This window comes from Streptomyces sp. NPDC001868 (assembly GCF_040297125.1).
Taxonomy (GTDB): domain Bacteria; phylum Actinomycetota; class Actinomycetes; order Streptomycetales; family Streptomycetaceae; genus Streptomyces.
Genome location: NZ_JBEOYO010000064.1, coordinates 1 through 24,202, shown reverse-complemented (window position 1 = coordinate 24,202; position 24,202 = coordinate 1). Strand labels below are relative to the sequence as shown.

At 69.3% G+C, this 24,202-nt stretch carries 23 protein-coding genes and 1 rRNA gene; 12 read left to right on the top strand and 12 right to left on the bottom strand.

The genetic code is table 11. The annotated features are described in order from the left end of the window. Positions 1-164 precede the first annotated feature (164 nt). Both ABT147_RS40885 and ABT147_RS40880 read left to right on the top strand, forming a co-directional pair. Complete coding sequence (locus tag ABT147_RS40885; protein ID WP_351416186.1) at positions 165-785, top strand: DUF47 domain-containing protein; 621 nt, start codon at positions 165-167, stop codon at positions 783-785. Positions 786-792: 7 nt separating this feature from the next. Further along, entirely contained in the window at positions 793-1,791 is a 999-nt protein-coding gene (locus tag ABT147_RS40880) for an inorganic phosphate transporter (protein ID WP_351416184.1), read from the top strand. Between the two features lie 268 nt (positions 1,792-2,059). Here the strand turns inward: ABT147_RS40880 and pstB are convergent, their stop codons facing one another. From pstB to pstS, 4 genes are all read right to left on the bottom strand, one after another. Next, positions 2,060-2,836 (bottom strand): phosphate ABC transporter ATP-binding protein PstB, encoded by a 777-nt coding sequence (gene pstB / locus ABT147_RS40875; protein WP_351416182.1) that lies wholly within the window; start codon positions 2,834-2,836, stop codon positions 2,060-2,062. A 48-nt stretch (positions 2,837-2,884) separates the two neighbouring features. Beyond that, complete coding sequence (gene pstA / locus ABT147_RS40870) at positions 2,885-3,949, bottom strand: phosphate ABC transporter permease PstA (protein WP_351416179.1); 1,065 nt, start codon at positions 3,947-3,949, stop codon at positions 2,885-2,887. Further along, a complete protein-coding gene (gene pstC, locus ABT147_RS40865) occupies positions 3,946-4,953 on the bottom strand; it encodes a phosphate ABC transporter permease subunit PstC (protein WP_351416177.1) in 1,008 nt (335 codons plus the stop codon). The genes pstA and pstC overlap by 4 nt, the downstream gene beginning before the upstream one ends. 137 nt (positions 4,954-5,090) lie before the next feature. After that, positions 5,091-6,224: a phosphate ABC transporter substrate-binding protein PstS gene (gene pstS / locus ABT147_RS40860; protein WP_351416174.1), complete on the bottom strand. Its 1,134-nt coding sequence runs from the start codon at positions 6,222-6,224 to the stop codon at positions 5,091-5,093. A 674-nt stretch (positions 6,225-6,898) separates the two neighbouring features. Between pstS and ABT147_RS40855 the strand changes: the two genes are divergently transcribed. Next, the gene (locus ABT147_RS40855; RefSeq protein WP_351416172.1) at positions 6,899-8,443 is read left to right on the top strand and encodes an FAD-binding oxidoreductase; all 1,545 of its coding nucleotides are present in this window, start codon (positions 6,899-6,901) and stop codon (positions 8,441-8,443) included. 224 nt (positions 8,444-8,667) lie between these two features. Here ABT147_RS40855 and ABT147_RS40850 read toward each other — a convergent pair whose 3' ends face one another. Beyond that, positions 8,668-9,390 carry a phosphatase PAP2 family protein gene (locus tag ABT147_RS40850; protein WP_351416169.1) on the bottom strand — a complete coding sequence of 241 codons (723 nt, stop codon included), beginning with the start codon at positions 9,388-9,390 and terminating at the stop codon, positions 8,668-8,670. 235 nt (positions 9,391-9,625) lie between these two features. Continuing rightward, complete coding sequence (locus ABT147_RS40845; RefSeq protein ID WP_502983251.1) at positions 9,626-10,570, bottom strand: C40 family peptidase; 945 nt, start codon at positions 10,568-10,570, stop codon at positions 9,626-9,628. A 319-nt stretch (positions 10,571-10,889) separates the two neighbouring features. Here ABT147_RS40845 and ABT147_RS40840 point away from each other — a divergent pair, with 319 nt between their 5' ends. Further along, positions 10,890-11,177, top strand: a complete 288-nt coding sequence (locus ABT147_RS40840) for a DUF397 domain-containing protein (RefSeq protein ID WP_351416165.1) — start codon at positions 10,890-10,892, stop codon at positions 11,175-11,177. A gap of 13 nt (positions 11,178-11,190) precedes the next feature. Here the strand turns inward: ABT147_RS40840 and ABT147_RS40835 are convergent, their stop codons facing one another. From ABT147_RS40835 to ABT147_RS40825, 3 genes are all read right to left on the bottom strand, one after another. Beyond that, positions 11,191-11,529, bottom strand: a complete 339-nt coding sequence (locus ABT147_RS40835; protein ID WP_351416162.1) for a VOC family protein — start codon at positions 11,527-11,529, stop codon at positions 11,191-11,193. Between the two features lie 64 nt (positions 11,530-11,593). Further along, positions 11,594-12,190: a S1 RNA-binding domain-containing protein gene (locus ABT147_RS40830; protein ID WP_351416160.1), complete on the bottom strand. Its 597-nt coding sequence runs from the start codon at positions 12,188-12,190 to the stop codon at positions 11,594-11,596. Positions 12,191-12,243: 53 nt separating this feature from the next. Next, positions 12,244-12,861 (bottom strand): DUF7691 family protein, encoded by a 618-nt coding sequence (locus tag ABT147_RS40825; RefSeq protein ID WP_351416158.1) that lies wholly within the window; start codon positions 12,859-12,861, stop codon positions 12,244-12,246. 551 nt (positions 12,862-13,412) lie between these two features. Here ABT147_RS40825 and ABT147_RS40820 point away from each other — a divergent pair. The 6 genes from ABT147_RS40820 (at position 13,413) to ABT147_RS40795 (ending at position 20,972) form a co-directional block, all read left to right on the top strand. After that, positions 13,413-13,721, top strand: a complete 309-nt coding sequence (locus tag ABT147_RS40820) for a DUF8827 family protein (protein WP_351416155.1) — start codon at positions 13,413-13,415, stop codon at positions 13,719-13,721. A 169-nt stretch (positions 13,722-13,890) separates the two neighbouring features. Then, entirely contained in the window at positions 13,891-14,742 is an 852-nt protein-coding gene (locus ABT147_RS40815; protein WP_351416152.1) for a DUF8175 domain-containg protein, read from the top strand. Continuing rightward, positions 14,732-16,069: an energy-coupling factor transporter transmembrane component T family protein gene (locus ABT147_RS40810; protein ID WP_351416150.1), complete on the top strand. Its 1,338-nt coding sequence runs from the start codon at positions 14,732-14,734 to the stop codon at positions 16,067-16,069. The genes ABT147_RS40815 and ABT147_RS40810 overlap by 11 nt, the downstream gene beginning before the upstream one ends. Before the next feature lie 23 nt (positions 16,070-16,092). After that, entirely contained in the window at positions 16,093-17,634 is a 1,542-nt protein-coding gene (locus ABT147_RS40805) for an SCO6880 family protein (protein ID WP_351416239.1), read from the top strand. A gap of 60 nt (positions 17,635-17,694) precedes the next feature. Next, on the top strand, positions 17,695-19,131 hold the full coding sequence (locus ABT147_RS40800; RefSeq protein WP_351416147.1) for an ATP-binding protein: 1,437 nt from the start codon (positions 17,695-17,697) through the stop codon (positions 19,129-19,131). A 98-nt stretch (positions 19,132-19,229) separates the two neighbouring features. Further along, positions 19,230-20,972 carry a type IV secretory system conjugative DNA transfer family protein gene (locus ABT147_RS40795; protein ID WP_351416145.1) on the top strand — a complete coding sequence of 581 codons (1,743 nt, stop codon included), beginning with the start codon at positions 19,230-19,232 and terminating at the stop codon, positions 20,970-20,972. 6 nt (positions 20,973-20,978) lie between these two features. Here the strand turns inward: ABT147_RS40795 and ABT147_RS40790 are convergent, their stop codons facing one another. Together ABT147_RS40790 and ABT147_RS40785 are read right to left on the bottom strand one after the other, a co-directional pair. Next, on the bottom strand, positions 20,979-21,356 hold the full coding sequence (locus ABT147_RS40790) for a cupin domain-containing protein (protein WP_351416143.1): 378 nt from the start codon (positions 21,354-21,356) through the stop codon (positions 20,979-20,981). A gap of 57 nt (positions 21,357-21,413) precedes the next feature. Further along, a complete protein-coding gene (locus ABT147_RS40785; RefSeq protein WP_351416140.1) occupies positions 21,414-22,010 on the bottom strand; it encodes a GNAT family N-acetyltransferase in 597 nt (198 codons plus the stop codon). Positions 22,011-22,103: 93 nt separating this feature from the next. On the opposite strand from ABT147_RS40785, the gene ABT147_RS40780 reads away from it, so the two are divergent. Then, a complete protein-coding gene (locus ABT147_RS40780) occupies positions 22,104-23,387 on the top strand; it encodes a sensor histidine kinase (RefSeq protein ID WP_351416138.1) in 1,284 nt (427 codons plus the stop codon). Then, positions 23,384-24,058, top strand: coding sequence for a response regulator (locus ABT147_RS40775; protein WP_351416136.1), 675 nt, complete (start codon positions 23,384-23,386; stop codon positions 24,056-24,058). Before ABT147_RS40780 ends, ABT147_RS40775 begins: the two co-directional genes overlap by 4 nt. 61 nt (positions 24,059-24,119) lie before the next feature. Here ABT147_RS40775 and rrf read toward each other — a convergent pair. Continuing rightward, positions 24,120-24,202: ribosomal RNA gene (rrf, locus tag ABT147_RS40770) — 5S ribosomal RNA — on the bottom strand; the annotation flags it as partial.

The following is a 24,202-nucleotide window of genomic DNA, read 5'->3' as shown; positions in this document are numbered from 1 at the left end:
ACCGGGTATATGGTATCGAACTTTGGCGGGTATACGCCCTGCGGGCGGCCCCCCTGCCGGTCAATCTGCCTGATGGGCGACACTGGGGGACGGCCCATTAGCCGTGGCCGGATGATGCGCCTAGCATCAGCCTGACCGAAACCAATGCTTACCGAGGACCCCACGTGCGCTTTCGTCTGACCCCCAGGGAGACGAGCTTCTACGACATGTTCGCCGCATCCGCGGACAACATCGTCACGGGCTCGAAACTCCTCATGGAACTGCTCGGGGCGGACACCGCCGGCCGGGCCGAGATCGCAGAGCGTATGCGGGCCGCTGAACACGCCGGTGACGACGCCACACACGCGATCTTCCACCAACTGAACTCCTCGTTCATCACGCCCTTCGACCGCGAGGACATCTACAACCTCGCGTCCTCCCTCGACGACATCATGGACTTCATGGAGGAGGCCGTCGACCTGGTCGTCCTCTACAACGTCGAGGAACTGCCCAAGGGCGTCGAGCAGCAGATCGAGGTCCTCTCGCGCGCCGCCGAGCTGACCGCCGAGGCGATGCCGAACCTCCGCACGATGGACAACCTCACCGAGTACTGGATCGAGGTCAACCGGCTGGAGAACCAGGCCGACCAGATCCACCGCAAGCTGCTGGCCATGCTCTTCAACGGCAAGTACGAGGCCATCGAGGTCCTCAAGCTCAAGCAGATCGTGGATGTGCTGGAGGAGGCGGCGGACGCGTTCGAGCACGTGGCGAACACGGTGGAGACCATCGCCGTCAAGGAGTCCTGACCCCTTCATGGACACCTTCGCCCTGGTCGTGACCATCGGGGTCGCGCTCTTCTTCACGTACACCAACGGCTTCCACGACTCCGCGAACGCGATCGCCACCTCGGTGTCGACGCGCGCGCTGACACCGCGCGCCGCCCTCGCCATGGCCGCGGTCATGAACCTCGTCGGCGCCTTCCTCGGCAGCGGCGTCGCCAAGACGGTCAGCGAGGGACTGATCTCCACCCCCGAGGGCTCCAAGGGGATGGGCATCCTCTTCGCGGCCCTCGTCGGCGCGATCACCTGGAACCTCGTCACCTGGTACTTCGGTCTCCCGTCGTCCTCCTCCCACGCGCTGTTCGGCGGCATGGTGGGCGCGGCACTCGCGGGCGGTACGACGGTCTACTGGTCCGGCGTCCTCGAAAAGATCGTCATCCCGATGTTCGTGTCACCGGTGGTCGGCCTGGTCGTCGGCTATCTGGTGATGGCGGCCATCATGTGGATCTTCCGCCGTGCCAACCCGCACAAGGCCAAGCGCGGTTTCCGCATAGCGCAGACCGTGTCGGCGGCCGGTATGGCCCTCGGCCACGGTCTCCAGGACGCCCAGAAGACGATGGGCATCGTCGTGATGGCCCTGGTCATCGCGGACGTCGAGGACTACGGCGACCCCATCCCGATCTGGGTGAAGATCGTCTGCGCGGTCATGCTCTCGCTCGGCACCTACGCGGGCGGCTGGCGCATCATGCGCACCCTGGGCCGGAAGATCATCGAACTCGACCCGCCCCAGGGCTTCGCCGCCGAGACCACCGGCGCGTCGATCATGTTCATCACGGCCTTCATCTTCAAGGCCCCCATCTCCACGACCCACATCATCACCTCGGCGATCATGGGCGTAGGCGCCACCAAGCGCATCAACGCCGTCCGCTGGGGCGTGGCCAAGAACATCATCCTCGGCTGGTTCATCACGATGCCGGCCGCGGCCCTGGTAGCGGCAACGAGCTTCTGGCTCGTGAACCTGGCCTTCCTGTAGCCCCTGCAAGGGGCGCCCCGTCAGGGGCGCGGGGAACTGCGCGAGAAGCCCCACCGGACCCGCACCCGACCACTCAGCCGTGGGGGGTCTGGGGCGCGGTCCCCAGGGATGGGACGGGTAGGGGCGGCGGGGGCGAGAAATCCCACCTGCCGAGCCCCCCTCCCCCCACGAGAAAGGGCCCGCCCCCGGGAGCCGGGGGCGGGCCCTTCACCTACCTCGCGGCGGCACCGCCATGCAGCACCGCGAGGGGTTCCTTGGAGACGTCGGCCTAGCCGAAGCGCCCGGAGATGTAGTCCTCCGTGGCCTGGACGGACGGGTTGGAGAAGATCCGCTCCGTGTCGTCTATCTCGATGAGCTTGCCGGGCTGCCCGACCGCCGAGAGGTTGAAGAACGCCGTACGGTCGGAGACCCGCGCCGCCTGCTGCATGTTGTGCGTCACGATGACGATCGTGAAGCGCTCCTTCAGCTGACCGATGAGGTCCTCGATGGCGAGCGTCGAGATCGGGTCCAGCGCGGAGCACGGCTCGTCCATGAGCAGCACCTTCGGCTCGACCGCGATCGCACGGGCGATGCACAGCCGCTGCTGCTGACCACCGGAGAGCCCGGAACCCGGCTTGTTCAGGCGGTCCTTGACCTCGTTCCAGAGGTTCGCGCCCTTGAGGGACTTCTCGACGATCTCGTCCAGCTCGGACTTCTTCTTGCCGCCGACCAGCTTCAGGCCCGCCGCCACGTTGTCGTAGATCGACATCGTGGGGAACGGGTTCGGACGCTGGAAGACCATGCCGACCTCACGCCGCACGGAGACCGGGTCGACCCCGGCGCCGTACAGGTTCTCGTCGTCGAGCATGACCTTGCCCTCGACGCGGCCGCCCGGCGTGACCTCGTGCATCCGGTTCAGGGTGCGCAGGAACGTGGACTTGCCGCAGCCGGAGGGGCCGATGAAGGCCGTCACCGTACGGGGCTCGATGGCCATCGAGATGTCCTCGATGGCTCGGAAGGAGCTGTAGTAGGCGTTGAGGCCGCTGACGTCAATTCGCTTGGCCATGGGAATCACTGCTTCTTTCGCGGGGGAACTGGTCGCTGTATGGCCGCGTCAGCGACCGGTCTTCGGCGCCTTCCAGCGGGCGATGCCGCGGGCCGCCAGGTTCAGGATCATGATGAAGGCGATCAGCGTCAGCGACGCCGCCCAGGCACGGTCGTACGCCGCTCCGGAACCGCCGCTCTGCTGGAACTGCAGATAGATGTACATCGGCAGCGAGGCCTGGGGGTCGGAGAAGGGGTTCGCGTTGATGTAGCTCGAACCCCACACCAGCAGCAGGACCGGAGCGGTCTCACCGGCGATACGGGCGACCGCGAGCATCACACCTGTCGTGATACCACCGATGGCGGTCGGCAGCACGATTTTCAGGATGGTGCGCCATTTCGGCACGCCCAGCGCCAGCGAGGCCTCGCGCAGCTCGTTCGGGACGAGCTTGAGCATCTCCTCGGTGGAGCGGACGACGACCGGCAGCATCAGGATGGTCAGCGCCATCGCGCCGGCGAAGCCGGAGGGGCCCATGTCCAGGATCAGGATCCAGGTACTGAGGATGAACAGACCCGCGACGATCGACGGGATGCCCGTCATGACGTCGACGAAGAAGGTGACGGCCTTGGCGAGGTTGCCGCGGCCGTACTCGACCAGGTAGATCGCGGTCAGCACACCGATCGGCACGGAGATGACGGCGGCGATGCCGACCTGCTCCAGGGTGCCGAGGATGGCGTGGTAGATGCCGCCGCCGGGCTCGGTGTTGGAGACGACGCCCATCGAGTGGCTGAGGAAGTAGCCGTCGAGGACCTTCACACCGCGGCTGATGGTCTCCCAGATGAGGGAGGCCAGCGGGAGCACCGCGAGCAGGAACGCGACCCAGACGAGGCTGGTCGCCACCCGGTCCTTGGCCTGCCGCTTGCCCTCGACGCGGGCGGCGATGACGAACGAGCCGAGGACGAAGAGGATGCCGGCGATCAGGGCCCACTGGATGGAGCTCTCGAGGCCGGCCACGGCGCTGATGCCAAGGCCCAGCGCGACCGAACCGGCGGCGACCGCCCACGCGAACCACTTGGGCAGCGACGCGGCGCGCAGGCTGCTCGGGCCCTTCGGGGTGAGAGTTGCGTTGCTCATGCGTTGGCCCCCGAGAACTCCTTGCGGCGGGCGATGATCAGCCGGGCCGCGCCGTTGACCAGCAGGGTGATGACGAACAGGACCAGACCGGAGGCGATGAGGGCGTCCCGGCCCATCTCGGTGGCCTCGCTGAACTTGCTGGCGATGTTCTGGGCGAAGGTGCCGCCGCCCGGGTCGAGCAGGCTGAGGTTGATCTCGAAGCTGGACGACAGAACCATCGCCACGGCCATGGTCTCGCCGAGCGCGCGGCCGAGGCCCAGCATCGAGGCGGAGATGACACCGGAGCGCCCGAAGGGCAGCACCGACATCCGGATGACCTCCCAGCGGGTGGCGCCGAGCGCCAGCGCGGCCTCTTCCTGCATCTGCGGGACCTGGCGGAAGACCTCACGGCTCACGTTGGTGATGATCGGCAGGATCATGATCGCGAGCAGGATGCCGACGGTGAGCATCGAGCGGGGGGCGCCGCCCTGCCACTCGAGGATGCCGGTCCAGCCGAGGTAGTCGTTCAGCCAGCCGTAGAGCCCGTCGAGCTGCGGTACGAGGACCAGGATGCCCCACAGGCCGTACACGATGGACGGCACGGCGGCGAGCAGGTCGATCACGTACGCGATGGGGCCACCCAGCCTGCGCGGGGCGTAGTGCGTGATGAAGAGGGCGATGCCGACGGCGACCGGGACCGCGATGGCCATGGCGATGACCGACGAGACGATCGTGCCGAAGGCCAGGACCGCGATGCCGAAGACCGGCGGGTTGCCGGTGGGGTTCCACTCGAAGGTGGTGAAGAAGTTGCCCTCGTCCTTGCTGATCGCGAGCGCGGCACGGTAGCTGAGGAACACGGCGATGGCCGCCATGATCACCAGCAGGAAGATGCCGGATCCGCGGGACAGGCCGAGGAAGATCCGGTCGCCGGGGCGGGTCGCGCCGCGTGCGGCGCGCTTCTGCTCGGCGGTCTCGGAAGGCGGTGGGGTGGGGGGAGCGGGAGTGTCTTTGGTCGATATGTCCATCAGGTTCTCCGGTCTGCGGAGCCGTCGCCGGACGGACGGCGGCTCGGGGCGGAGCCGCCCGCGGTGGCGGGATGCTCCTGGCGGCGGTGCACCGGACGGTGCGGCCCAGTCCCGGTCGGGGCTGGGCCGCACTCAGGTCAGCTCAGTTCCGAGATGGTCGTGCGGACCTTGGTGATGATCTCCTCGGGCATCGGGGCGTACCCGGCCTCGGAGAGCAGCGCCTGGCCGTCCTCGGACGCGATGTAGGTGAGGAAGGACTTGGTGGCGGGCAGGGTGTCCGCCTTGTTGCCCTTGTCACAGACGATCTCGTAGGTGACGAGGGTGATCGGGTAGGCGCCCTCGGCGGAGGGCTTGTAGTTCAGCTTCAGCGCGAGGTCCTTGCCCGTGCCGACGACCTGGGCCTCGGAGATGGCCTTGGTGGCGTTCTCGACGGTCGCCTTGACCGGCTCGGCGGCGTCGGTCTTGACGTCGACCGTGCTGATGCCGTCCTTGGCGTAGGAGAGCTCCATGTAGGAGATCGCGCCCTTGGTCTCCTTCACGCCCTGCGCGACACCGGAGGAGCCCTGAGCGGACTGGCCGCCCTTGGCCTGCCAGGCCTTGCCGCCCTCGTACTTCCAGTTGTCGGGGGCCGCGGCGATCAGGTACTTGGTGAAGTTGTCCGTGGTGCCGGACTCGTCCGAGCGGTGGAAGGCCTGGATCTTGAGGTCGGGCAGCTCGGCGTCGGGGTTGAGCGCCGCGATGGCCTTGTCGTTCCAGTTGGTGATCTTGCTGTCGAAGATCAGGGCGAGGGTCTTGGCGTCCAGGACCAGGCTGTCGACACCCGGGACGTTGTAACCGACGGCGATCGGACCGCCGACCATCGGCAGGTCGATGCCCTGACCGTCGGAGCAGATCTCCTTGGAGGCCGTGACCTCTTCGGGCTTCAGCGCCGAGTCGGAGCCCGCGAAGGCGACCTGGCCCTGGGTGAACGCGGTGATGCCCGCGCCGGAGCCGCTGCCCTTGTAGTTGATGACGACGTCCTTGCAGACGCTCTGGTACTGCTTCACCCAGGCGTCGATCGCGTTCTTCTGCGCGGAGGAGCCGTCGGCCAGCAGCTGGCCCTTGGCGTCGCCGCAGTCGATGCTGCCGGCGGCCGGCGTCTTCGCGCCGGTGTCGCCGCTCGCGCCACCGGTGGTGTCGTCGGACCCACACGCGGTGAGGGTGAGAGCGCCGGTGAGGGCGACAGCACCGAGAGAAAGGGCGCGCAGCCGGTTCTTGCGCTGAAGCTTCACTTTCGGGAGTTCCTTCCAGGAGCCGCCGTCCAGATGGCGGCGTGCGAAGTCGTCGTATCAGCATCGGGAGCTGTCCAGCGGATGCCTTCGGTCCCTCAGACTGCTGTCGTCACGGGTTGCACGGCCGCATTTCGGTCCGCATCCCGCACCGGGTAAGGCCGAAATTAGGCAGATCAGGTGAAGCCGCCGATGGACGGAAGTGAACGGCGAGTGAACCCCTGCCGACAGTGCGGTGAGGTCACGGAATGCTCACGGTGAGGGCACGTCCAGATTCCGATGCCGCCATCCCGTAGCCATCACCTCTCCCACACCAGTGGACTCAAGCGTTCCACATAACTCCCACCACCCCCACCCACCTTGTAACCCTAAGTGCTCGACCGACTACAGATTCACGACTGCCCGGTCACCCCCGCCCCTACTCCCACTCCCGCCCGATAGGGGCGCGGGGAACGGCGCGACAAGCCACGACGCTCCGACACGCACAAACCCACACAAGCCCCCTCATCCGATGGCGGGGACCTGGGGGCGGCAGCCCCCGAAGAAGGGGGGCAGAAAGGGCACAGCCCCTGGTGATGGGACGGGCAGGGGCGGCGGGGGCGAGAATCCTGGAACCCCTCCCCCACCAACCCCGTCTCGTTCCACGACCAACCCACGCGGCGCACCGGGAGGCACACATGGAACGACGCACGTTCATCGGCGGTGCGGCCGCACTGACCACCCTGACGGCCACCGCCTGCACAGGCACCGGCACCGGCACCGACACCACGGACACGTCCCTGCGGACCACCACCGGCACGGCCACCGTCTCCAAGGCCTCCGCCGCCAACTGGTCAGCCCTGGCCAAGGACCTCGACGGCCCCCTCGTCCGCCCCGGCGACAAGGCCTGGTCCACGGCCCGCCAGCTCTACAACACCCGCTACGACACCCTGAAGCCCACGGCGGTCGCCTATGTCGCCCACCCCGACGACATCCGCACCACCCTCGCCTACGCCAGGGCCCACGACATCAAGGTCTCGATCCGCAACGGCGGCCACTCCTACGCGGGCTGGTCCTCCGGCAACGGCCGCCTGGTCATCGACGTCTCCAAGCTGAACAAGGTCCGCGCCTCCGCCGACGAGGCGGTCATCGGCGCCGGCGCGAAGCTGATCGACGTCTACCGCGCCCTCGCCGCGAAGGGCGTGACCATCCCCGCCGGCTCCTGCCCGACCGTGGGCGTCTCCGGCCTGACCCTCGGCGGCGGCCACGGCGTCAGCTCCCGCGCCTACGGCCTGACCTGCGACAGCCTCACCCAGGCCACGCTGATAACGGCGGACGGCAAGCAACTCGTCGCGAACGCCAGCACCAACAAGGACCTCTTCTGGGCACTACGCGGCGCCGGCAACGGCAACTTCGGCGTGGTCACCGAACTCCGCTTCAAGACCCACGCGGCCCCTCAGGGCGTCACCGCGTACCTCACCTGGCCGTGGTCCAAGGCCGCCGCCGTCGTGAAGGCCTGGCAGGAGTGGGGCCCGGCACAGCCCGACGAGATCTGGTCCTCCTGCCACATCCAGAACGGAGGCAGTCCCTCCATCTCGGTCGCCGCCTTCTCCCTCGGCACGTACGGCGACCTGGAGAACGCCCTCGACCGCCTCGCCGACCGTGTCGGCACCCCGGCCCGCAGCGTCTCCCTCAGGCGCCGCTCGTACGAGGACGCCATGGAGGGCTACGCCGGCTGCTCCTCGTTCTCGACCGACGCCAAGTGCCATCTGCCCGGCTCGACACCGGGCCGCTCCCCCCAGGGCGCGCTGGGCCGCGAGACGTACGCGGCCCGCTCGGACTTCTTCGACCGCTCGATCTCCTCGGCGGGCATCCAGACCCTGCTGACCCAGATCACGGGCGTGAAGGGCGGGGCCGGCTCCATCCAGCTCACCGCCCTGGGCGGCCAGATCAACCGCGTCTCCCCCACGGCCACGGCCTTCGTCCACCGCCGCTCCCGGATGCTCGCCCAGTACCTCGCCTCCTGGAAGTCCGGCACCTCCGGCACGACAGCCCAGTCCTGGCTCACCACGGCCCACAAGTCCATGACCCGCCACGCCTCCGGCGCCGCCTACCAGAACTACACCGACCCCACCCTCACCAACTGGAAAAAGGCCTACTACGGCGAAGCGGCCCCCCGCCTGACCACCCTGAAGAAGAAATACGACCCCAACCGCTTCTTCACCTTCCCCCAGGCCCTGTAACGGACAGCCCTGGAGAGCCGAAGCCCCCTCCAGGAGGTATCGGACCTGGAGGGCCGAAGGCCCCTCCAGGGGCGCGGGGAACTGCGCGAGCAACCACGAACAACCCGCACCCGCCAAAGAACAGAACCCCCCGAGCCATAAGGCGCTCAGGGGGTCGAAGGGGCACAGCCCCTGGTGATGGGACGGGTAGGGGCGGCGGGGGCGAAGAACTCCCGGGCGAACCCTCAGGCCGCCAGATCCCGCTCCTCCGCCGAGGCACCCTCAACCCGAGCCCCCGGAATCACCGCACGCCCCCCATCCCGCCCCCGAGCCCGCACAACCCACCCCACCCGAGGCGACCGCTCCACCGCCTTCATCAACGGCGTGAGCAGCGCCATGGCCAACGGCGACAGCAACAACGCGACCGCGGTCCCCAACGCGAACCCCCCGATCACATCGGTCGGATAGTGCACCCCCATGTACACCCGGATGAACCCACCCAGCAGCCCGACCACCAGCCCGACCACCCCGAACTTCCGATCGGCGACGAACAACCCCACCGCCATCGCCATGATCAGCGTCGCGTGATCACTCACGAACGAGTAGTCGGTCTTGCCGGAGACCAGCACCTCCAGCCCCTCATGATCGAGAAAGGGCCGGGGCCGCTCCACGAACCCGCGTATCGGCACGTTGACCAGCACGGCGACGCCGGCGGCGAGCGGCGCCCACACCAACGCGGCCACGGACGAGGCGGCATCCTCCCCACCCCGCTTCCGCACCCCCCACCAGCACCCCAGAATCAGCAGCACCATCACGAAGAGAAGCCCGTACTCACCGACGAACTCCATCACCCGGTCGAGCCAGTGCGGCGCGTCCTTGGCGAGGCCGTTGATGTCGTAGAGCAGCTCGACGTCGGGATTCGATCCGGATTCAGCGGCAAGTGCGGCATGCGCGGCGAGTCCAGCCATCGTGCTGCGGCCCTTTCGTCATCGTTCCCGCGACCGCACCCGTACGTGCGCCGCGCTGTGCCACCCCCGTGGTGTGCGTAGTGCTTCCGCTCCAGCGTCAACGCGCTACGTCAAATAGGAACGCACACTCCCCTTCAATGCGTTCCACCCTCCACTGAATGATCACTCAGACGTTATCGAAGAGAGACACGTCTCCGCAGCTCAGGGCATGGGTTCACGGAGAATTACGGCACTGTCAGACCGTCGTGGGCAACGCTTTCGCGCCATCCTCGGTGACCCGGGTGGCACCGAAGTAGTCGGGGGTATCAATCGGGTCGAACCGGATGACGGCCCCCGTCCGCGGCGCGTCGATCATGTATCCGCCCCCCACATAAATCCCGACGTGCCGAATGGCCCGGGAGTTGGTGAGGTCGTCGGAGAAGAACACGAGATCCCCCGGCAGCAGTTCGTCCCGCGAGGGGTGCGGCCCGGCGTTGTACTGATCGTTCGCGACCCGCGGCAGAGTGATCCCCACACTGTCGTACGCCGCCTGCGTCAGCCCCGAGCAGTCGAAGCGTCCGCCCTGCTCAGCGGTACCCGTACCGCCCCACAGATACAGCGTCCCGAGCTTCTTCTGCGCGTACGCGATGGCCCCGGCCGCCTGCTCGCTCGGATCGACCCGGGTCGTGGGCGCGGCGAAACTCTCCGACAGCGTCGTGATCGTCTTCACATAATTCTGGGTCTCCTTGTACGGCGGGACACCGCCGTACTTGATGACGGCGTACGCCCCCGCGTTGTAGGAAGCGAGCATGTTCGCCGTCGGATCACCGGGTACGTCCTTCACGTACTTCGCGAGGGAGCAGTCGTACGAGGCGGCCGACGGAATCGCGTCATTCGGGTCCCACACATCGCGGTCCCCGTCACCGTCCCCGTCCAGCCCGTGCGTGGCCCAGGTCCCCGGAATGAATTGCGCGATCCCCTGCGCGGCGGCATGGCTCTGCGCCTTCGGATTGAACCCGCTCTCCTGGTACAGCTGTGCGGCGAGCAACGCCGGATTGATGGCGTCGCACAGATTGCCCCATTTCTGTACGAGCGCCTGATAGGCGGCGGGAACGGCCCCCTTGGCCAGCCCGACGGACTTCCCGCCGATCCCGTTCGCGAGATTCCCGGCGACCAGATAGACACCCACGACCAGCACCATCACGAAGCTGAGCCCGGCGCTGCCGACAGCGATGGCCACGATCCACGCCTTACGCACCGTCAACCGCCCCTCACCGCGCGCCAGTCCGCCGCCAGCAAGTGTAGAGGCGGCCCCCCTCCATAGGAATGATCACCCGACGCCCCCCGGCCAACCCCGGACAACTCCCCCCTGCCCGCGTCCAGGACGGGGATACGGTGACCGGACACACCCGAGCGACCGCCCCCGACCCCACCACGCCACGCCCGGCCACCCGGCGTCGAACAGCACCGGGGCACGCTCAGAAGCCCACCCAGGCAGCCCCCAGAGGAGGAGCCACCTCGTGTCCGACATCCCCCCGGACCTCGACTGGATCCGCGCCGCCCCCGACGACGCGACCGGCCCTGGCCCCTGGATCGAACTCGCCTTCGGCGAGGGCGACGGCGAGGACGACCCCGAAGCCCCCGTCTACATCCGCGAAACGAGCGACCCCGACAACGTCGTGACGACGAACCGCCGAAAGTGGGACGCGTTCGTCCTGGGCGTCCAAGCCGGGGAGTTCGACCACTTCGTGGAGGGCGTGGAGGGCGTGGGGGACTACGAGCCGACCGCGGGGCAACCGGAGGCCTGAGCCCTGCCAGGGCTCACCCCCCGGCGGCGGTGTCGATCACACAGAACAGATTCCCCTCCGGATCCGCGAGAACGACGAAGTCGGCACCCTCGGGGGTCCCCCACTCGACCCGGGTGGCCCCCAGCCCCAACAACCGCTCCACCTCGGCCCGTTGCTCCTCAGCGCTGTCGGTCCACAGGTCGAGATGCGTACGGTCGTCCTCGTCCAGCCAGAGCAGCGGCCCCCGGCCGTCGGCCGGGGCCAGCACTTCGGGCCGCCCGGGACGGGGCGTGTGACCGAGGGCGGCGCTCCAGAAGCCGGAGGCGCGACCGAGGTCGGCGACGTTCAGCACGATCGATCCGATTCTCGGCATCGGCGCAGAATGGCACGCGGGAGCCGGGTCCTGTCGGCTGACACAGGAACGGGCAGCCCAGCCCCTAGGACGAACCCAGGTCCGGAACCCGCGACAGCGAAAGCCTCCGCCACACCCGGTCGACCTCGGTCACCACCACCACGATCTCGTCCCCCACACCGACGCCCCCGCAGGCCATCTCCACCGGGTCCGCCATCTCCACCGGTTCCACCGGCTCCACGGCGAGTTCGCTCAGGTGAACCAGCCCCTCGATCCCGTCGGCCACCTCCACGAAGACCCCGAACGGAACCACCTTCGTGACCCGCCCCCGCAGCCTCCGCCCCACCTCGACCCGGTCCGCGAATGCCTGAAAGGGATCCGGCTCCATCGCCCGCAACGACAGCCGGGCCTCCCCGTTCCAGGTGTCGAACTGCAGAAACTCACACGCGACCCGCTGCCCCACCCGCACCACCTCCGCGACGTCCTCGACGCGCCGCCACGAAAGCTCCGGAACGGTGATGAACCCGACCCCGGGAAAGACCGGATGCTCCGGCCCCTCGTCCAGCGCCACGAACACCCCGAACCTCTCCACCGCCGCGACCGTCCCGGAGAGGACCTGACCGAGGCGGAGCCCACCCAGAAACGCCCACAGCTCAGGAGTCTCCTCAGCCCCCAGCCGCACGCGCCCCTCCTCCCCCTCCCCCCTTCCCCACATCAGGGCAAGGACCGCCGTACTCAGAACTTGAAGCCGATGACCCCGAAGCCGGGCCGCGACTCGGCGTGCCGCAGCCACTGGAGGACCTGCATGACCGCCTCCACGACCTCCGGCTCCAGCGGCGGCGGAGCCCCGTCCTTCGCCTTCGTCGCCTCGAACTGCTCCAGCGCCCGCAGACACTGCTCATGCGTCCACTCACCACAGCCCGGGATGTACGTCGACGGCAGCGGAGCCGGCAGATCGCTGTACCCGAACTCCTCCACCGACACCGCCGTGATCCCCAGCGCGGTCAGCCCCTCGTCGACCACCGACAGCCAGTCGCCCCGGTGCGGGGTGAAACAGCTGTTGTCCAGGAACGACCCCGTGAGGGAACACAGCCGCTTGTACGCGTACCCGTACTGAAACGCGTGCTCCTTGTCCCCGTCCTCACCGAACGGCCCCCCGTGCACGACGGCCCGCAACGCCTCGTACGCCGTCGGCGCCCCGTCCTCGATCTCGGACGCGAACCACTCGTCGTCACGCGCCAGATCGCCCCCGAACTCACCGCGCACGACCTCCAGCAACTGCTCGTCACCGGACCCGACCAACGCCCGGGTGGCAGCCACATCCAGCAGATACACACTCAGCGAAGAACTCATGACCCCAACGTATCCACGACCACTGACAACGCCTCAGCCGGCAGCCGGGCAAAGCGGTTCCAGCGGATCGAAGTTGGCGTCGATCAGCGGCCCGGCCCCACACACGACCCTTACGTCCACATCAGGCACACTCGAACCCGGAGCACACCGGACCCGACCGAACAGCGGAAGGGCGCGACCGACACCCCGTCAGAAGCGGGGCCGGGCCGCCCTCCAGAGGTCACAGAAGGGGAATAACGACGGAACCACACCACAGGTTCCGATTCACCCTCGTTGCCCGACGTGACCTGCCGTGATACACAGAGTGACGATACGACCCTTCGTTTACCGTTCCGCACCCCCCGTTAGGGTCCCACGCGGGCCGGCGGCAAGGGATCCGTACGAAAACCGCCAATCAATGACGTCAAGTCGACATGCGACAGTGTCATTGTCGGCGAGAATGGGCCCGACCTCTGCGCACCCGCGCGGAGGCGTGCGATGCGGACGCCGAGGCGCACGCGTCGCACAGCAAGCGAAGACAACAGAACTACCCACTAGGGGCGGTGACTTATATGTTCGTTGCGGCCGAAAAGGGCGACATCACCACCATCATCGGCGGAATCGCCCCGGACTGGGGGCCTTTCGGCAGCCTGGGCAACGAGGCACGCGTGATGATCGAGGTCGTGATGGCGGTCGCCATCCTCCTCTGCCTCGGCATCGCGATCTGGGGCGCGGCCAAACAGCGCATCGGCGCGACCGCCCTCCGCGACACCTTCAGCGCCGAACAGGGCAAGGGCCTCATCATCGCCGGCCTCACCGGCGTCTTCATCATCGGTTCACTGGGCACGCTCTTCACCATCGTGTACGGCATGGCCGTGTAGCGCGGCGGCCGGTTCCCCATCCACCCCACCCGTCCGTCGTGCCCACCGGCTGAGGTTGCGTTTCCCTGATGTCGAGTCTCCACACCGCGCCCGCGCGGGAACCAGCGCGGCTACCGTCGTACTGCTACGCCTTTCCGTACGACGTCGAAGTTGAAGGGGCGACTGCGGCATGAGTCTCGGCGACGAGCACGGGCACGGCGAGCCCTCGCGCTCCGGTGACGACGGCGCGTACGGCGGTTACGCCGGCACCGGCCAGACCCGAACCCGCCTCCCCGACGGCGGCGGCGACCCCCGCCGGGGCCGCTCCTCCTCCAGAAGCCTCGTCACCGTCGTCGGCGTCGTCGTCCTCCTCATCGCCGCGATCGCCTTCGCGAACCGGGGAGACGGCAACTCCGACACCGACGGAACCGCCGGCGGAGACAAGGCGGAGACGGCGCCTACGGCGGCTTCGGGGGAGCGGCCGGTGACCACGAAGACCGGGGGCATCCCCTCAGGCTTCGCCCACGACCAGCAGGGCGCCGAATCGGCGGCGGCCAACTACTCCGTGGTGCTCGTCTCGGCCGACATCCTCAAGCCGGTACGGCGAAGCGAGATCGTCCAGCGGGTCTTCACCGCCGACAAGTCGGCCGATCTGGAAGACCGTCTGAACACGGTGTACAGCACGGACTTCCTGACCAAGGTCGGACTGGACCAGGACGGCAACGCACCGGACGGCAGCACATACGTCTCACGCACCATGCCGGTCGGCACCACGACCACGAGCTACTCGGACAGCGCCGCGACCGTCGAGGTCTGGTGCACGGGTGTGTTCGGCATGGCATCGGAGAGCACGACCAACCCGGTCACCAGCGACTGGTTCACCATGACCCTCCACCTGCGCTGGGAGAACGACGACTGGAAGGTCGACAGCTTCGCGCAGAAGGAAGGTCCCGCGCCGGTCAACGGCGACAACAAGGTCTCGACGTCCGACGACATCTCGAAGGCCGTCGAGGAGTACGGAGGGTTCACCTATGCCCGGTAGGCAACGCCGCGTACTCGAGGTCGCCGCAGCCTTCACAGCCGTACAGACCACGCTCGTCCTCCTGGCGACGCGTGCCGTCGCCGCACCCACACCGTCGCCCTCACCCTCCCCCAGCGGGGACTCATGCTCACTGCTCTCCGGCGCGGCCCGGGAGTACTGCGAGAGCGACAACGGAGGAGGCGGTGGTGGTGGTTCGGGCACCACCCCCAATGACCTCACCACCACCCTCGACCCCCTCTCCTCCCTCGCCCAAGGCTGCGCCGACGCCGCCTCCTGGACCGTCGACAAGCTCTCCGAAGCCGTCGACGAGACCGCGAACGTCGACTTCACGAACCTCACGTTCCTGAAGCACTACGCGGTCGTCTTCGCCGCCTCAGCGATCCTCACCCTCGTCCTGTGGCTGCTCGCGGTCACCAAGCGAGCGGTCCGCGGCGTGCCGTTCACGACGGCGATCTCGGAGGCCGTCGGCTTCCTCTGGCTGACCGTGCTGGCCTCGGCCTTCACCCCGCTGATCCTCTACACGGTCGTCTCGGCCACCGACGGCGTCAGCGACATCATCGCCAAGACGACCGGCAACCAGACGGACACGTTCTTCGGCACGTTCTCCGAGGCCCTGAAGCAGGGCAACGACATCGGCGGCGGCCCGATCATGCTGATCCTGGTGTCGCTGATCTCCATCGTCGCCGCCGGAGTGCTCTACCTGGAGCTGTACCTGAGGGCCGTCCTCCTCTACGTCGGCGCCCTCCTCGGCGTCGTCGTCTACGCCGGTCTCGTCGACAAGGACCTGTGGGGCCACGTCCGCCGCTGGGCGGGCATCATGATCGCGATCATCCTGGTCAAGCCCGTCATCGTCATCGTGCTCGGCCTCGCCGGCGCCCTGACCACGGAGGAGGGCCCCGACTCCCTCGCCGCGGTCGTCTCCGGCCTCGCCATCATCCTCCTCGCCATCTTCGCCTCGGCGATGATCTACCGCTTCGTCCCGGGCTTCGGCGACGAGATCGCCAACTCCCGCAACAACCGCATCATGCGCGGCGCCGAAGGCAAGGCCGCCGCCGTGATCAGCTCCCCGGCCAGCCTCGTCGCCCAGGGCATCAAGACCCACAGCTCCCGGGCCGACAACAACGGCGGCGGAGGCGGAAGCAGCACCCCCCGCCAGGCCAACCCCGCATCCGGCGGCGTGGCCGCCCACAGCTCGCGCACCCCGGGCGGAGGCGGCGGATCCGTCCCCTCCGCCGCACCGCCGCCCCGTACGAGCCCGGTCAACACCCCCCACGCCGGCAACACCCGCAACAGCAGCTCCAACCGCACGGGAGGTGAAGGGCGTTGACGACTGATTCCCACGCGGCCCATATGTCCCATCCGATCACGCCCCGCCGTACCTATCTGATCGGCCGCGCCCGGCCGAACGCGATCATCGGCCGGAACCGCGAGTCCGGCGAGATCGCGCTGATCATCGCGGGCGCGTTCCTCGGCATGATGTGCGGCCTCCTCGTCCCGGTGCTCGTCCCCCGCATCGCCCTGCTCACGGGCTTCCCGATGCTGGCGCTGGCCGCGGTGTACGTGCCATACAAGCGGCGGACGTTCTACAAGTGGTTCGAGATCAACCGCAGTTACAAGCGCAGCCTGCGCAGCGGCACGACGTACCGTTCCGCCAACATGGAGGCCGGCACACGCCTCGACGGCCGTGAGGTCGAGGTCGGCCCCCCGCCGGGCATCGGCCGCATCACCTGGCTCGCCGCGCCCTTCGGCCCGGACGAGATCGCCGTCCTGCTGCACGCGGACCGCCGCACCGTCACCGCCGCCATCGAGATCGAGGGCCCGGGCGTCGGCCTGCGCGACTCCGAGGACCAGGAAGCCCTCGTCGACCGCTTCGGCACCCTCCTCAAGCACGTGGCCAACGGCGACGGCTTCGTCACCCGCCTCCAGATGCTCGCCCGTACGCTCCCCGCCGACCCCGACGCCCACGCCAAGGACGTCGCCCAGCGCGGCGACGAACGCGCCCCCGGCTGGCTGCAGCAGTCGTACGACCAGCTGCAGTCCATGGTCTCCACGAGCAGCGAGCAGCACCGCGCGTACCTCGTCGCCTGTATGCACTACACCCGCGAACTCGCCGCCGAGGGCCACGCCATGGCCCGCGCCGCCCGGCCCCACCAGGGCCGCAAGCTCGACAAGGACGCGGGCCTCGCCGTCGTCATGGCCCGCGAGCTGACAGACATCTGCTCGCGCCTCCAGGAGGCCGACATCCGCGTACGGCAGCCGCTGGGCCAGGGCCGCCTCGCCTCCCTCATCCACTCCATGTACGACCCGGACCACCCCATCGACCACATCCAGGCCATGACCAAGCGCAACGCCTGGCCGGCCGAACTGGACGCGATGGAGCCGGACTACCTCCAGGCCAAGACCCGCGAGTCCTCCACCCGCGCCCCCTGGTGCCACGCCACCGCCTGGGTGAAGGAATGGCCGATGACCCCGGTCGGCGTCAACTTCCTGGCGCCGCTCCTCGTCCACACCCCGGACGTCATCCGCACCGTCGCCGTCACGATGGACCTCGAACCCACCGAGGTCGCCATCGAACGCATGCTCACCGAGAAGACGAACGACGAGGCGGAGGCGTCCCGCGCCGCCAAGATGAACCGCACCGTCGACCCCCGCGACGTCGCCTCCCACTCCCGCCTCGACCAGCGCGGCGAGGACCTCGCGAGCGGCGCGGCCGGCGTCAACCTCGTCGGCTACATCACCGTCTCCTCCCGCTCCCCCGAGGCCCTGGCCCGCGACAAGCGGACGATAAGGGCCTCGGCCGGCAAGTCGTATCTGAAGCTGGAGTGGTGCGACCGCGAACACCACCGGGCCTTCGTCAACACGCTCCCGTTCGCCACCGGAATCCGAAGGTAGGGCCACCGCGATGCGGGATCATCCATCGGAACAGAAGCCGGGACAGGAGGTACGTCGCTGATGCGGGACCCCATGTCCGCCCTCACGGACGCCTTCACCTCCTTCCTCTTCGGCAAGGTCGAGACGACCCGCCTCCCGGTGCGCACCTCCACGGGCCAGGCCCAGGCCGTCTATCTCCCGACCGCCGCCCCCGGCCTCGGCGACTCCGGCGTGATCATCGGCCGCGAGGTCTACTCCGGCAAGGGCTACATCTACGACCCCTTCCAGCTCTACGGCCAGCAGCTCCCCGCCCCGCACTGGCTCGTCCTCGGCGAGTCCGGCAACGGCAAGTCGGCCCTGGAGAAGACGTACGTCCTGCGCCAGCTCCGCTTCCGCGACCGCCAGGTCGTCGTCCTCGACGCCCAGGGCGAGGACGGCGTCGGCGAATGGAACCTCATCGCGCAGGAGCTGGGAATAACTCCCATCCGCCTGGACCCGACGGCCGCCCTCGACATGGGCATCCGCCTCAACCCCCTCGACCCCTCGATCACCACGACGGGCCAGCTGGCTCTCCTGAGGACGATCATCGAGGTCGCGATGGGCCACGGCCTGGACGAACGCTCCGGCTTCGCCCTCAAGGTCGCCCACGCCTACGTCAACGAGACCATCGTCGAACGCCAGCCGGTCCTCACCGACATCGTCGAGCAACTCCGCCACCCCGAACCGGAGTCCGCGGAGGCGATGAACGTCGCCATAGACGACGTACGGGCCTGGGGCCTGGACGTGGCGCTGGTCCTGGACCGCCTGGTCGACGGCGACCTCCGAGGCATGTTCGACGGCCCCACCACCGTCGGCATCGACCTCGACGCACCCCTCATCGTCTTCGACCTGTCCCACATCGACCGCAACTCCATCGCCATGCCCATCCTCATGGCGATCGTCGGCGTGTGGCTGGAGCACACCTGGATCCGCCCCGACCGGAAGAAGCGCATCTTCCTGGTCGAGGAGGCCTGGCACATCATCAACAGCCCGTTCGTCGCCCAGCTCTTCCAGCGCCTGCTGAAGTTCGGCCGACGGCTCGGCCTGTCCTTCGTCGCGGTCGTCCACCACCTGTCCGACGTGGTCGACGGCGCGGCGGCGAAGGAAGCCTCGGCCATCCTCAAGATGGCCTCGACCCGGACGATCTACGCCCAGAAGGCGGACGAGGCGAGGGCGACGGGCCGCGTACTGGGCCTGCCCCGCTGGGCCGTGGAGATCATCCCCACGCTCACCCCCGGCATCGCCGTCTGGGACGTCAACGGCAACGTCCAGGTGGTCAAACACCTGATCACCGAGACCGAACGCCCCCTGGTCTTCACCGACCGCGCGATGACCGAATCGTCCGTCGACCACCTGCTCGACGAGGACGACGCCTTCCACGCCGCCGAACTGGAGGCCGAGGAACGGGCAGCCGCCTTCGTCGAACAGCGACTGAGCGAGGTCGACGGATACGGCTCCTCCGAGTCGACAGTGGCCTGAGCCCGAACGGGACCAGGGACGAGCCGGAACGAACACAGGGCAGGGCGAGGTAGCGGCGTGAACGGCGGCGGAGGAAACGGCGTGAACGGCGGCGTGCGATGAGACCCGACGACCGACGACGCCCCGAGCAGGGCGGAGGCGGCATCCCCGACGGGCTGCTGATCGCCCTCCTCGGCTTCCTGGTGTGCCTGACCCTGCTGGTCTGGACGGCCACCGGCCTGGCCGGCCTCTTCGCCCACGGCGCCTGGCCCGACGCCGTCACCTTCACCCGCACACCCCTGGCCGTACGCAGCCTGGTCGGCGCCCCTCAGGACCTCCCCGCCGCCTGGCCGGACACCCCCGCCGCCCAGCTCTCCGGCTACGGCCTCTTCTGGGGCCTCTTCATCAGCCAGCTCATGGTCCTCCTCGTCCTGACCGTCTTCACCATGGGCACCCTGGCCCGCTGGAGGGCCGTACGGGCACGGGAGAAGGCGGCACGGGCCCAGGGGAAGGGCGGAGCCGCAGCCGGGGCAGGAGCGGTGGCAGGCGCACCGACCGAGTTCTCCGGCCACGGCACACCGCACCTCGGGGGATACGCCCACCACCCGGGCCCGGCACCCCACACCCCCGTGGAGCAGGCGCCCACAGCCCAGCCACACCCCGGCGACGGCCACGCCCAGCACGGGCCCTCGCCCACCACATCGGCCGCCGACGCTCCCGGCCCGGCGACCACCCCGGTCCCGCCGGTCCCCCAGCCCGCCGGAAGCCACCACGGCGGCGGCCTCGCTCCCCCCGCCGGTTTCCCCGCCCTGGCCGCGACCTCGACGCCCCCCGCACCCACCGCACCCACCGCACCTTCCCCGCCGCTCCCCGAGCCGCGTCACGACGAGCCCGCCGCTCCGCTCGCGGCCCCGGCCGGCTGGGCGACCACACCACCCCCCTCGGTGGTCCTCGGCCCCGCCGAGTCCCGCCGCCCCGCCGCCGCCCAGGCCGTACGGGACGCCGAGGGCCCCGCCCTGGTGGTCACCTCCGACCCCACCCTCTGGTCGGACACGAAGGACGCCCGCGCGAAGCTGGGCCCGGTCCTCCTCTACGACCCCGCACACCGCTGCGACACCCCGGCCCGCCTCCACTGGTCCCCCATCGCCGGCTGCGAGGACAAGCCGACGGCGGCGGCCAGGGCCACCGCCCTCCTCGCCCCCATCCGCCCCACCGCGAAGATCGACCAGGCCATGGCGGACACCGCGGAGACACTCCTGCGCAGCTACCTCCACGCCGCCGCCATAGACGCCCGCACCATCCGCCACCTGCACCGCTGGGCCCAGGGCAGCAACGTCCAGGAAGCGGTACGCACCCTCCGTACGAACCCGAAGGCGGCCCCCGGCGCGGCGGGCGAACTGGAGTCGGCCCTCACCTCGCACCCCGAACGCCGGGACATCGCCCAGCAGTTGACGGCCCGGGCCCTCTCCGCCCTCTCCACGGTCAACGTCCGCGAATCCTGCACCCCGAACCGGGCGGACTCCCTCGCCCTGGATTCCTTCGTGCACGAGGGGGGAACGCTCTATGTGGTCGGCGACCCCATCGAGGACCCAAAGGCGAACCCATCCGCCATGCCCCTGCTGACGGCCCTCGCCTCAAGCGTGGTCGAGCGCGGCCGGCGCATGGCCGAACGGTCATCCTCCGGCCGCCTCGACCCACCACTCACCCTGGTCCTGGACGACGTGGCAGCCGTGGCCCCACTCCCCCAGCTCCCGGCCCTGCTGACCTCCGGCGCCGACCGGGGCCTGCCCACCCTGGCCCTCCTCCGCTCCCGCGAACAGGCCAGATCCCGCTGGCCGAACGCCGAACTCCCGCTGCCCTAGCAGGGGTCAGGAAGCATCCCCGTCCGACACCGCGTACCCGGGCACGGACGGCCACCGCACGGTCAGCACCACCGACTCCTCCTCCGCGACCCAGGAGTGGTCCACCCCGCGTCCCCAGACGACATAGTCGCCCTGGCGCTCCAACACGACGCTACGGCCGGGGAAATCGACCCGGAAACGACCGCTGATCAGCACCTGCAGGGCGGTACGTTCCTCACCCTGGACCCACTGCGCACGCGTATCACCCCGCGGATGGACACCCCACTTGATCTCCACCGCCTCACTCCGCCGGGGATCGCCCTCGGCCTTGAAGTGCCCGAGCAGCCAACCCCGGTCCAGCGCCGCGTCCTTGCCCGCATTGCCCACATACACGCTGTCGTCCATGCCGCCGAACGCTAACACCAGCCCACCCGGCACCCGCACCTACGCCTGCGCCCGCGCCTACGCCTGCGCCGACCGCAGGACGTACTCCAACTCCCGCCCCTCATCGCCCTCGACGGTCACCCCACTCGGCACGAACCCGACCCGCCGATAGAAGGCGGCGGCCCGCCCGTTCCCCTCGTTCACGAACAACCGCACCCGCTCGACCCCGGCCTCCCGGGCCCACTCCACGGCGGCCGCGAACATCGCCTCGCCCACGCCCTTCCCGCGATGCCCGTCCCGCAGGAACACCGCCACCAGATGCGCCTGCCGCCGCTCGACGATCCCCCCGAAGAAGTCCCGCACCCCGGCCTCCTCCACGAGCACGGTCACGGTCCCGACCCACCCACCGTCCCCGTCCGCCACGTCCGCCACGTTCTCCACGACGAACTGCCGCCGCTCCCGAGCCCCCTCCGCGGCCCCCGCCGCCCGCTCCTTCCAGAAGGCGTCCGGCCGCGCCACCGCAGCCTCGTACGTCTCCAGGAACGCGAGATGCGCCACCGGATCCAACAGCGCGGCCAACCGCAACTCCCGTACGGCCCGCCACTCATCAGCCCGAACGGCCCGCACGACGTACCCGTCGGGAACCGCGCTCCCCGCACTCACCACCAGATCCATACCGGCCACGGTAGTACCGGGGTACTACACCCTTCACCCGGTTTCCCGCCCCGGCCGGACGCGCCACTCGCGCAGACGTACGAGGATGCCTCCGTGACAAGCGACGGCACCCAGTCCGACTGGCACCCCACCGGCCCCCAGCCCCTCACCCGCCACGTCCAGCGCCTCACCAACCGAGCCCGCGACCTCGACCGCCGCCGCCCCCGCCTCTGGGACCTGCTCGTCGCCGCCGCCTTCGTGACGGCCGCCCTCATCGACTACACAAGCGGCGGCTGGCTGAACGTCACCGAGAACCCCGCACTCCCCGGCGGACTGATCCTCACCCTCTCCCTGGGCCTCAGCGTCCCGCTCATCGCCCGCCGCACCCGCCCCTTCCCGACCCTCCTGACGATGCTGCCGTTCGCCGTCGTCAACACCTGGACCGGCGCCTTCCTCCAGGCCTCGATGCTCCTCCTGGTCGCCCTCTTCCACGTGGCACTGCGCACCCGCCAGCGCACCCTGCTCTGGTCGTACGCCCTGACCGTCCTCCCCTTCGTGATCGGCGGCCTCCGCTACCCCGCCGACCAGGGCTTCGACCAGAACGCCATACCGGTCGCGATGAGCCTGGCCCTCGCGGCGCTCGCCGGCATCGCCGTCCGCACCCGCAAGGAGTACCTCGCCTCCCTCGTCGAACGCGCCCGCCAGCTCGAAGTCGAACGCGACCAGCAGCTCCGCCTCGCCGCCGCCGCCGAACGCGCCCGCATCGCCCGCGAGATGCACGACATCATCGGCCACAACCTCTCGGTCATCACCGGTCTCGCCGACGGCGGCCGCTACGCGGCGGCGAAGAACCCCGTCCGCGCCGCCGAGGCCCTCGACGCCATCTCCACCACCAGCCGCCAGGCCCTCGCCGAACTACGCCGCCTCCTGGACGTCCTGCGCGACGACCCCGAGGACACCACCCGGCCCGCCCCACCGGCCGACCTCACGCCCCAGCCCACCCTCACCGACCTCGACCACCTCATCACCGGCGTACGCGCCGCGGGCCTCCCCGTCCACACCACCGTCCAAGGCACCCCCACCCTTCCCCCCGGCCGCCAGCTCACCGTCTACCGCGTCATCCAGGAAGCCCTCACCAACACCCTCAAACACGCGGGACCGGGAGCCACGTCCCAACTCCTCATCTCCTACGAGGACTCCGGCGCCGTCTCCCTCACGATCACCGACACCGCCCGCACCACCCCCGCCCCGCCCACCCCGGCGAACGGCGGCCGCGGCCTCCCCGGCATGCGCGAACGAACGGCCCTGTACGGCGGCACACTTGAGGCCGGCCCACTCCCTCACCCGCAGCGCGGCTGGCGAGTCCACCTTCACCTCCCGGAGGAAACCCCGCAGTGACCACCGTCCTCATCGCCGACGACCAGCCCCTCCAGCGCCTCGGCTTCCGCATGCTCCTGGAGAGCCAGGACGACATGACACTCGTCGGTGAGGCCCCGGGCGGCACCGAAGCGGTCCGTATGACGGCCGAACTCCATCCCGACGTGGTCCTGATGGACGTCCGCATGCCCGGCCTCGACGGCATCGAGGCCACCCGCCGCATCGTCGCCTCCGGCGACCGCACCCGCGTCCTGATCCTCACCACGTTCGACCTCGACGAGTACGCCTACGCAGGCCTCCGCGCCGGCGCCTCGGGCTTCCTGGTCAAGGACGCCCTCCCCGAGGAGCTCCTCTCCGGCATACGAGCCGTCGCCTCCGGAGACGCGGTCGTGGCCCCCAGCCTGACCCGCCGCCTCCTCGACACCTACGCCAAGCGCCTTGTCGCCCCCGGAGAGCCCGCCGCCGAACCCGCGCTCCAGGACCCACGCCTGACGTCCCTCACCGACCGCGAACGGGAAATCCTCACCGTCATCGGCAAAGGCTGGACGAACGCCGAGATAGCCGCCCGCCTCCATCTCGCGGAGTCGACGGTCAAGACCCATGTGGGCCGCATCCTCGCGAAGACGGGCTCACGGGACCGCATCCAGGCGGTGATCCTGGCGTACGACACAAAACTGGTGGAGCCGTCCTGAATTCTGCCCCTGAACGCAGAGAAGCCCCGCCGGTTTCCCGGCGGGGCTTCTCTCAATATTTGTTCGGCGGCGTCCTACTCTCCCACAGGGTCCCCCCTGCAGTACCATCGGCGCTGTAAGGCTTAGCTTCCGGGTTCGGAATGT

What these genes read in the sequence shown, in the direction of transcription:
- ABT147_RS40880 (WP_351416184.1), top strand. Translation starts at nt 793, where the DNA reads ATGGACACCTTCGCCCTGGTCGTGACCATCGGGGTCGCGCTCTTCTTC.
- pstB (WP_351416182.1), bottom strand. Translation starts at nt 2,836, where the DNA reads ATGGCCAAGCGAATTGACGTCAGCGGCCTCAACGCCTACTACAGCTCC.
- pstA (WP_351416179.1), bottom strand. Translation starts at nt 3,949, where the DNA reads ATGAGCAACGCAACTCTCACCCCGAAGGGCCCGAGCAGCCTGCGCGCC.
- pstC (WP_351416177.1), bottom strand. Translation starts at nt 4,953, where the DNA reads ATGGACATATCGACCAAAGACACTCCCGCTCCCCCCACCCCACCGCCT.
- ABT147_RS40855 (WP_351416172.1), top strand. Translation starts at nt 6,899, where the DNA reads ATGGAACGACGCACGTTCATCGGCGGTGCGGCCGCACTGACCACCCTG.
- ABT147_RS40850 (WP_351416169.1), bottom strand. Translation starts at nt 9,390, where the DNA reads ATGGCTGGACTCGCCGCGCATGCCGCACTTGCCGCTGAATCCGGATCG.
- ABT147_RS40845 (WP_502983251.1), bottom strand. Translation starts at nt 10,570, where the DNA reads ATGGTGCTGGTCGTGGGTGTCTATCTGGTCGCCGGGAATCTCGCGAAC.
- ABT147_RS40835 (WP_351416162.1), bottom strand. Translation starts at nt 11,529, where the DNA reads ATGCCGAGAATCGGATCGATCGTGCTGAACGTCGCCGACCTCGGTCGC.
- ABT147_RS40825 (WP_351416158.1), bottom strand. Translation starts at nt 12,861, where the DNA reads ATGAGTTCTTCGCTGAGTGTGTATCTGCTGGATGTGGCTGCCACCCGG.
- ABT147_RS40820 (WP_351416155.1), top strand. Translation starts at nt 13,413, where the DNA reads ATGTTCGTTGCGGCCGAAAAGGGCGACATCACCACCATCATCGGCGGA.
- ABT147_RS40815 (WP_351416152.1), top strand. Translation starts at nt 13,891, where the DNA reads ATGAGTCTCGGCGACGAGCACGGGCACGGCGAGCCCTCGCGCTCCGGT.
- ABT147_RS40810 (WP_351416150.1), top strand. Translation starts at nt 14,732, where the DNA reads ATGCCCGGTAGGCAACGCCGCGTACTCGAGGTCGCCGCAGCCTTCACA.
- ABT147_RS40805 (WP_351416239.1), top strand. Translation starts at nt 16,093, where the DNA reads ATGTCCCATCCGATCACGCCCCGCCGTACCTATCTGATCGGCCGCGCC.
- ABT147_RS40800 (WP_351416147.1), top strand. Translation starts at nt 17,695, where the DNA reads ATGCGGGACCCCATGTCCGCCCTCACGGACGCCTTCACCTCCTTCCTC.
- ABT147_RS40795 (WP_351416145.1), top strand. Translation starts at nt 19,230, where the DNA reads ATGAGACCCGACGACCGACGACGCCCCGAGCAGGGCGGAGGCGGCATC.
- ABT147_RS40790 (WP_351416143.1), bottom strand. Translation starts at nt 21,356, where the DNA reads ATGGACGACAGCGTGTATGTGGGCAATGCGGGCAAGGACGCGGCGCTG.
- ABT147_RS40785 (WP_351416140.1), bottom strand. Translation starts at nt 22,010, where the DNA reads ATGGATCTGGTGGTGAGTGCGGGGAGCGCGGTTCCCGACGGGTACGTC.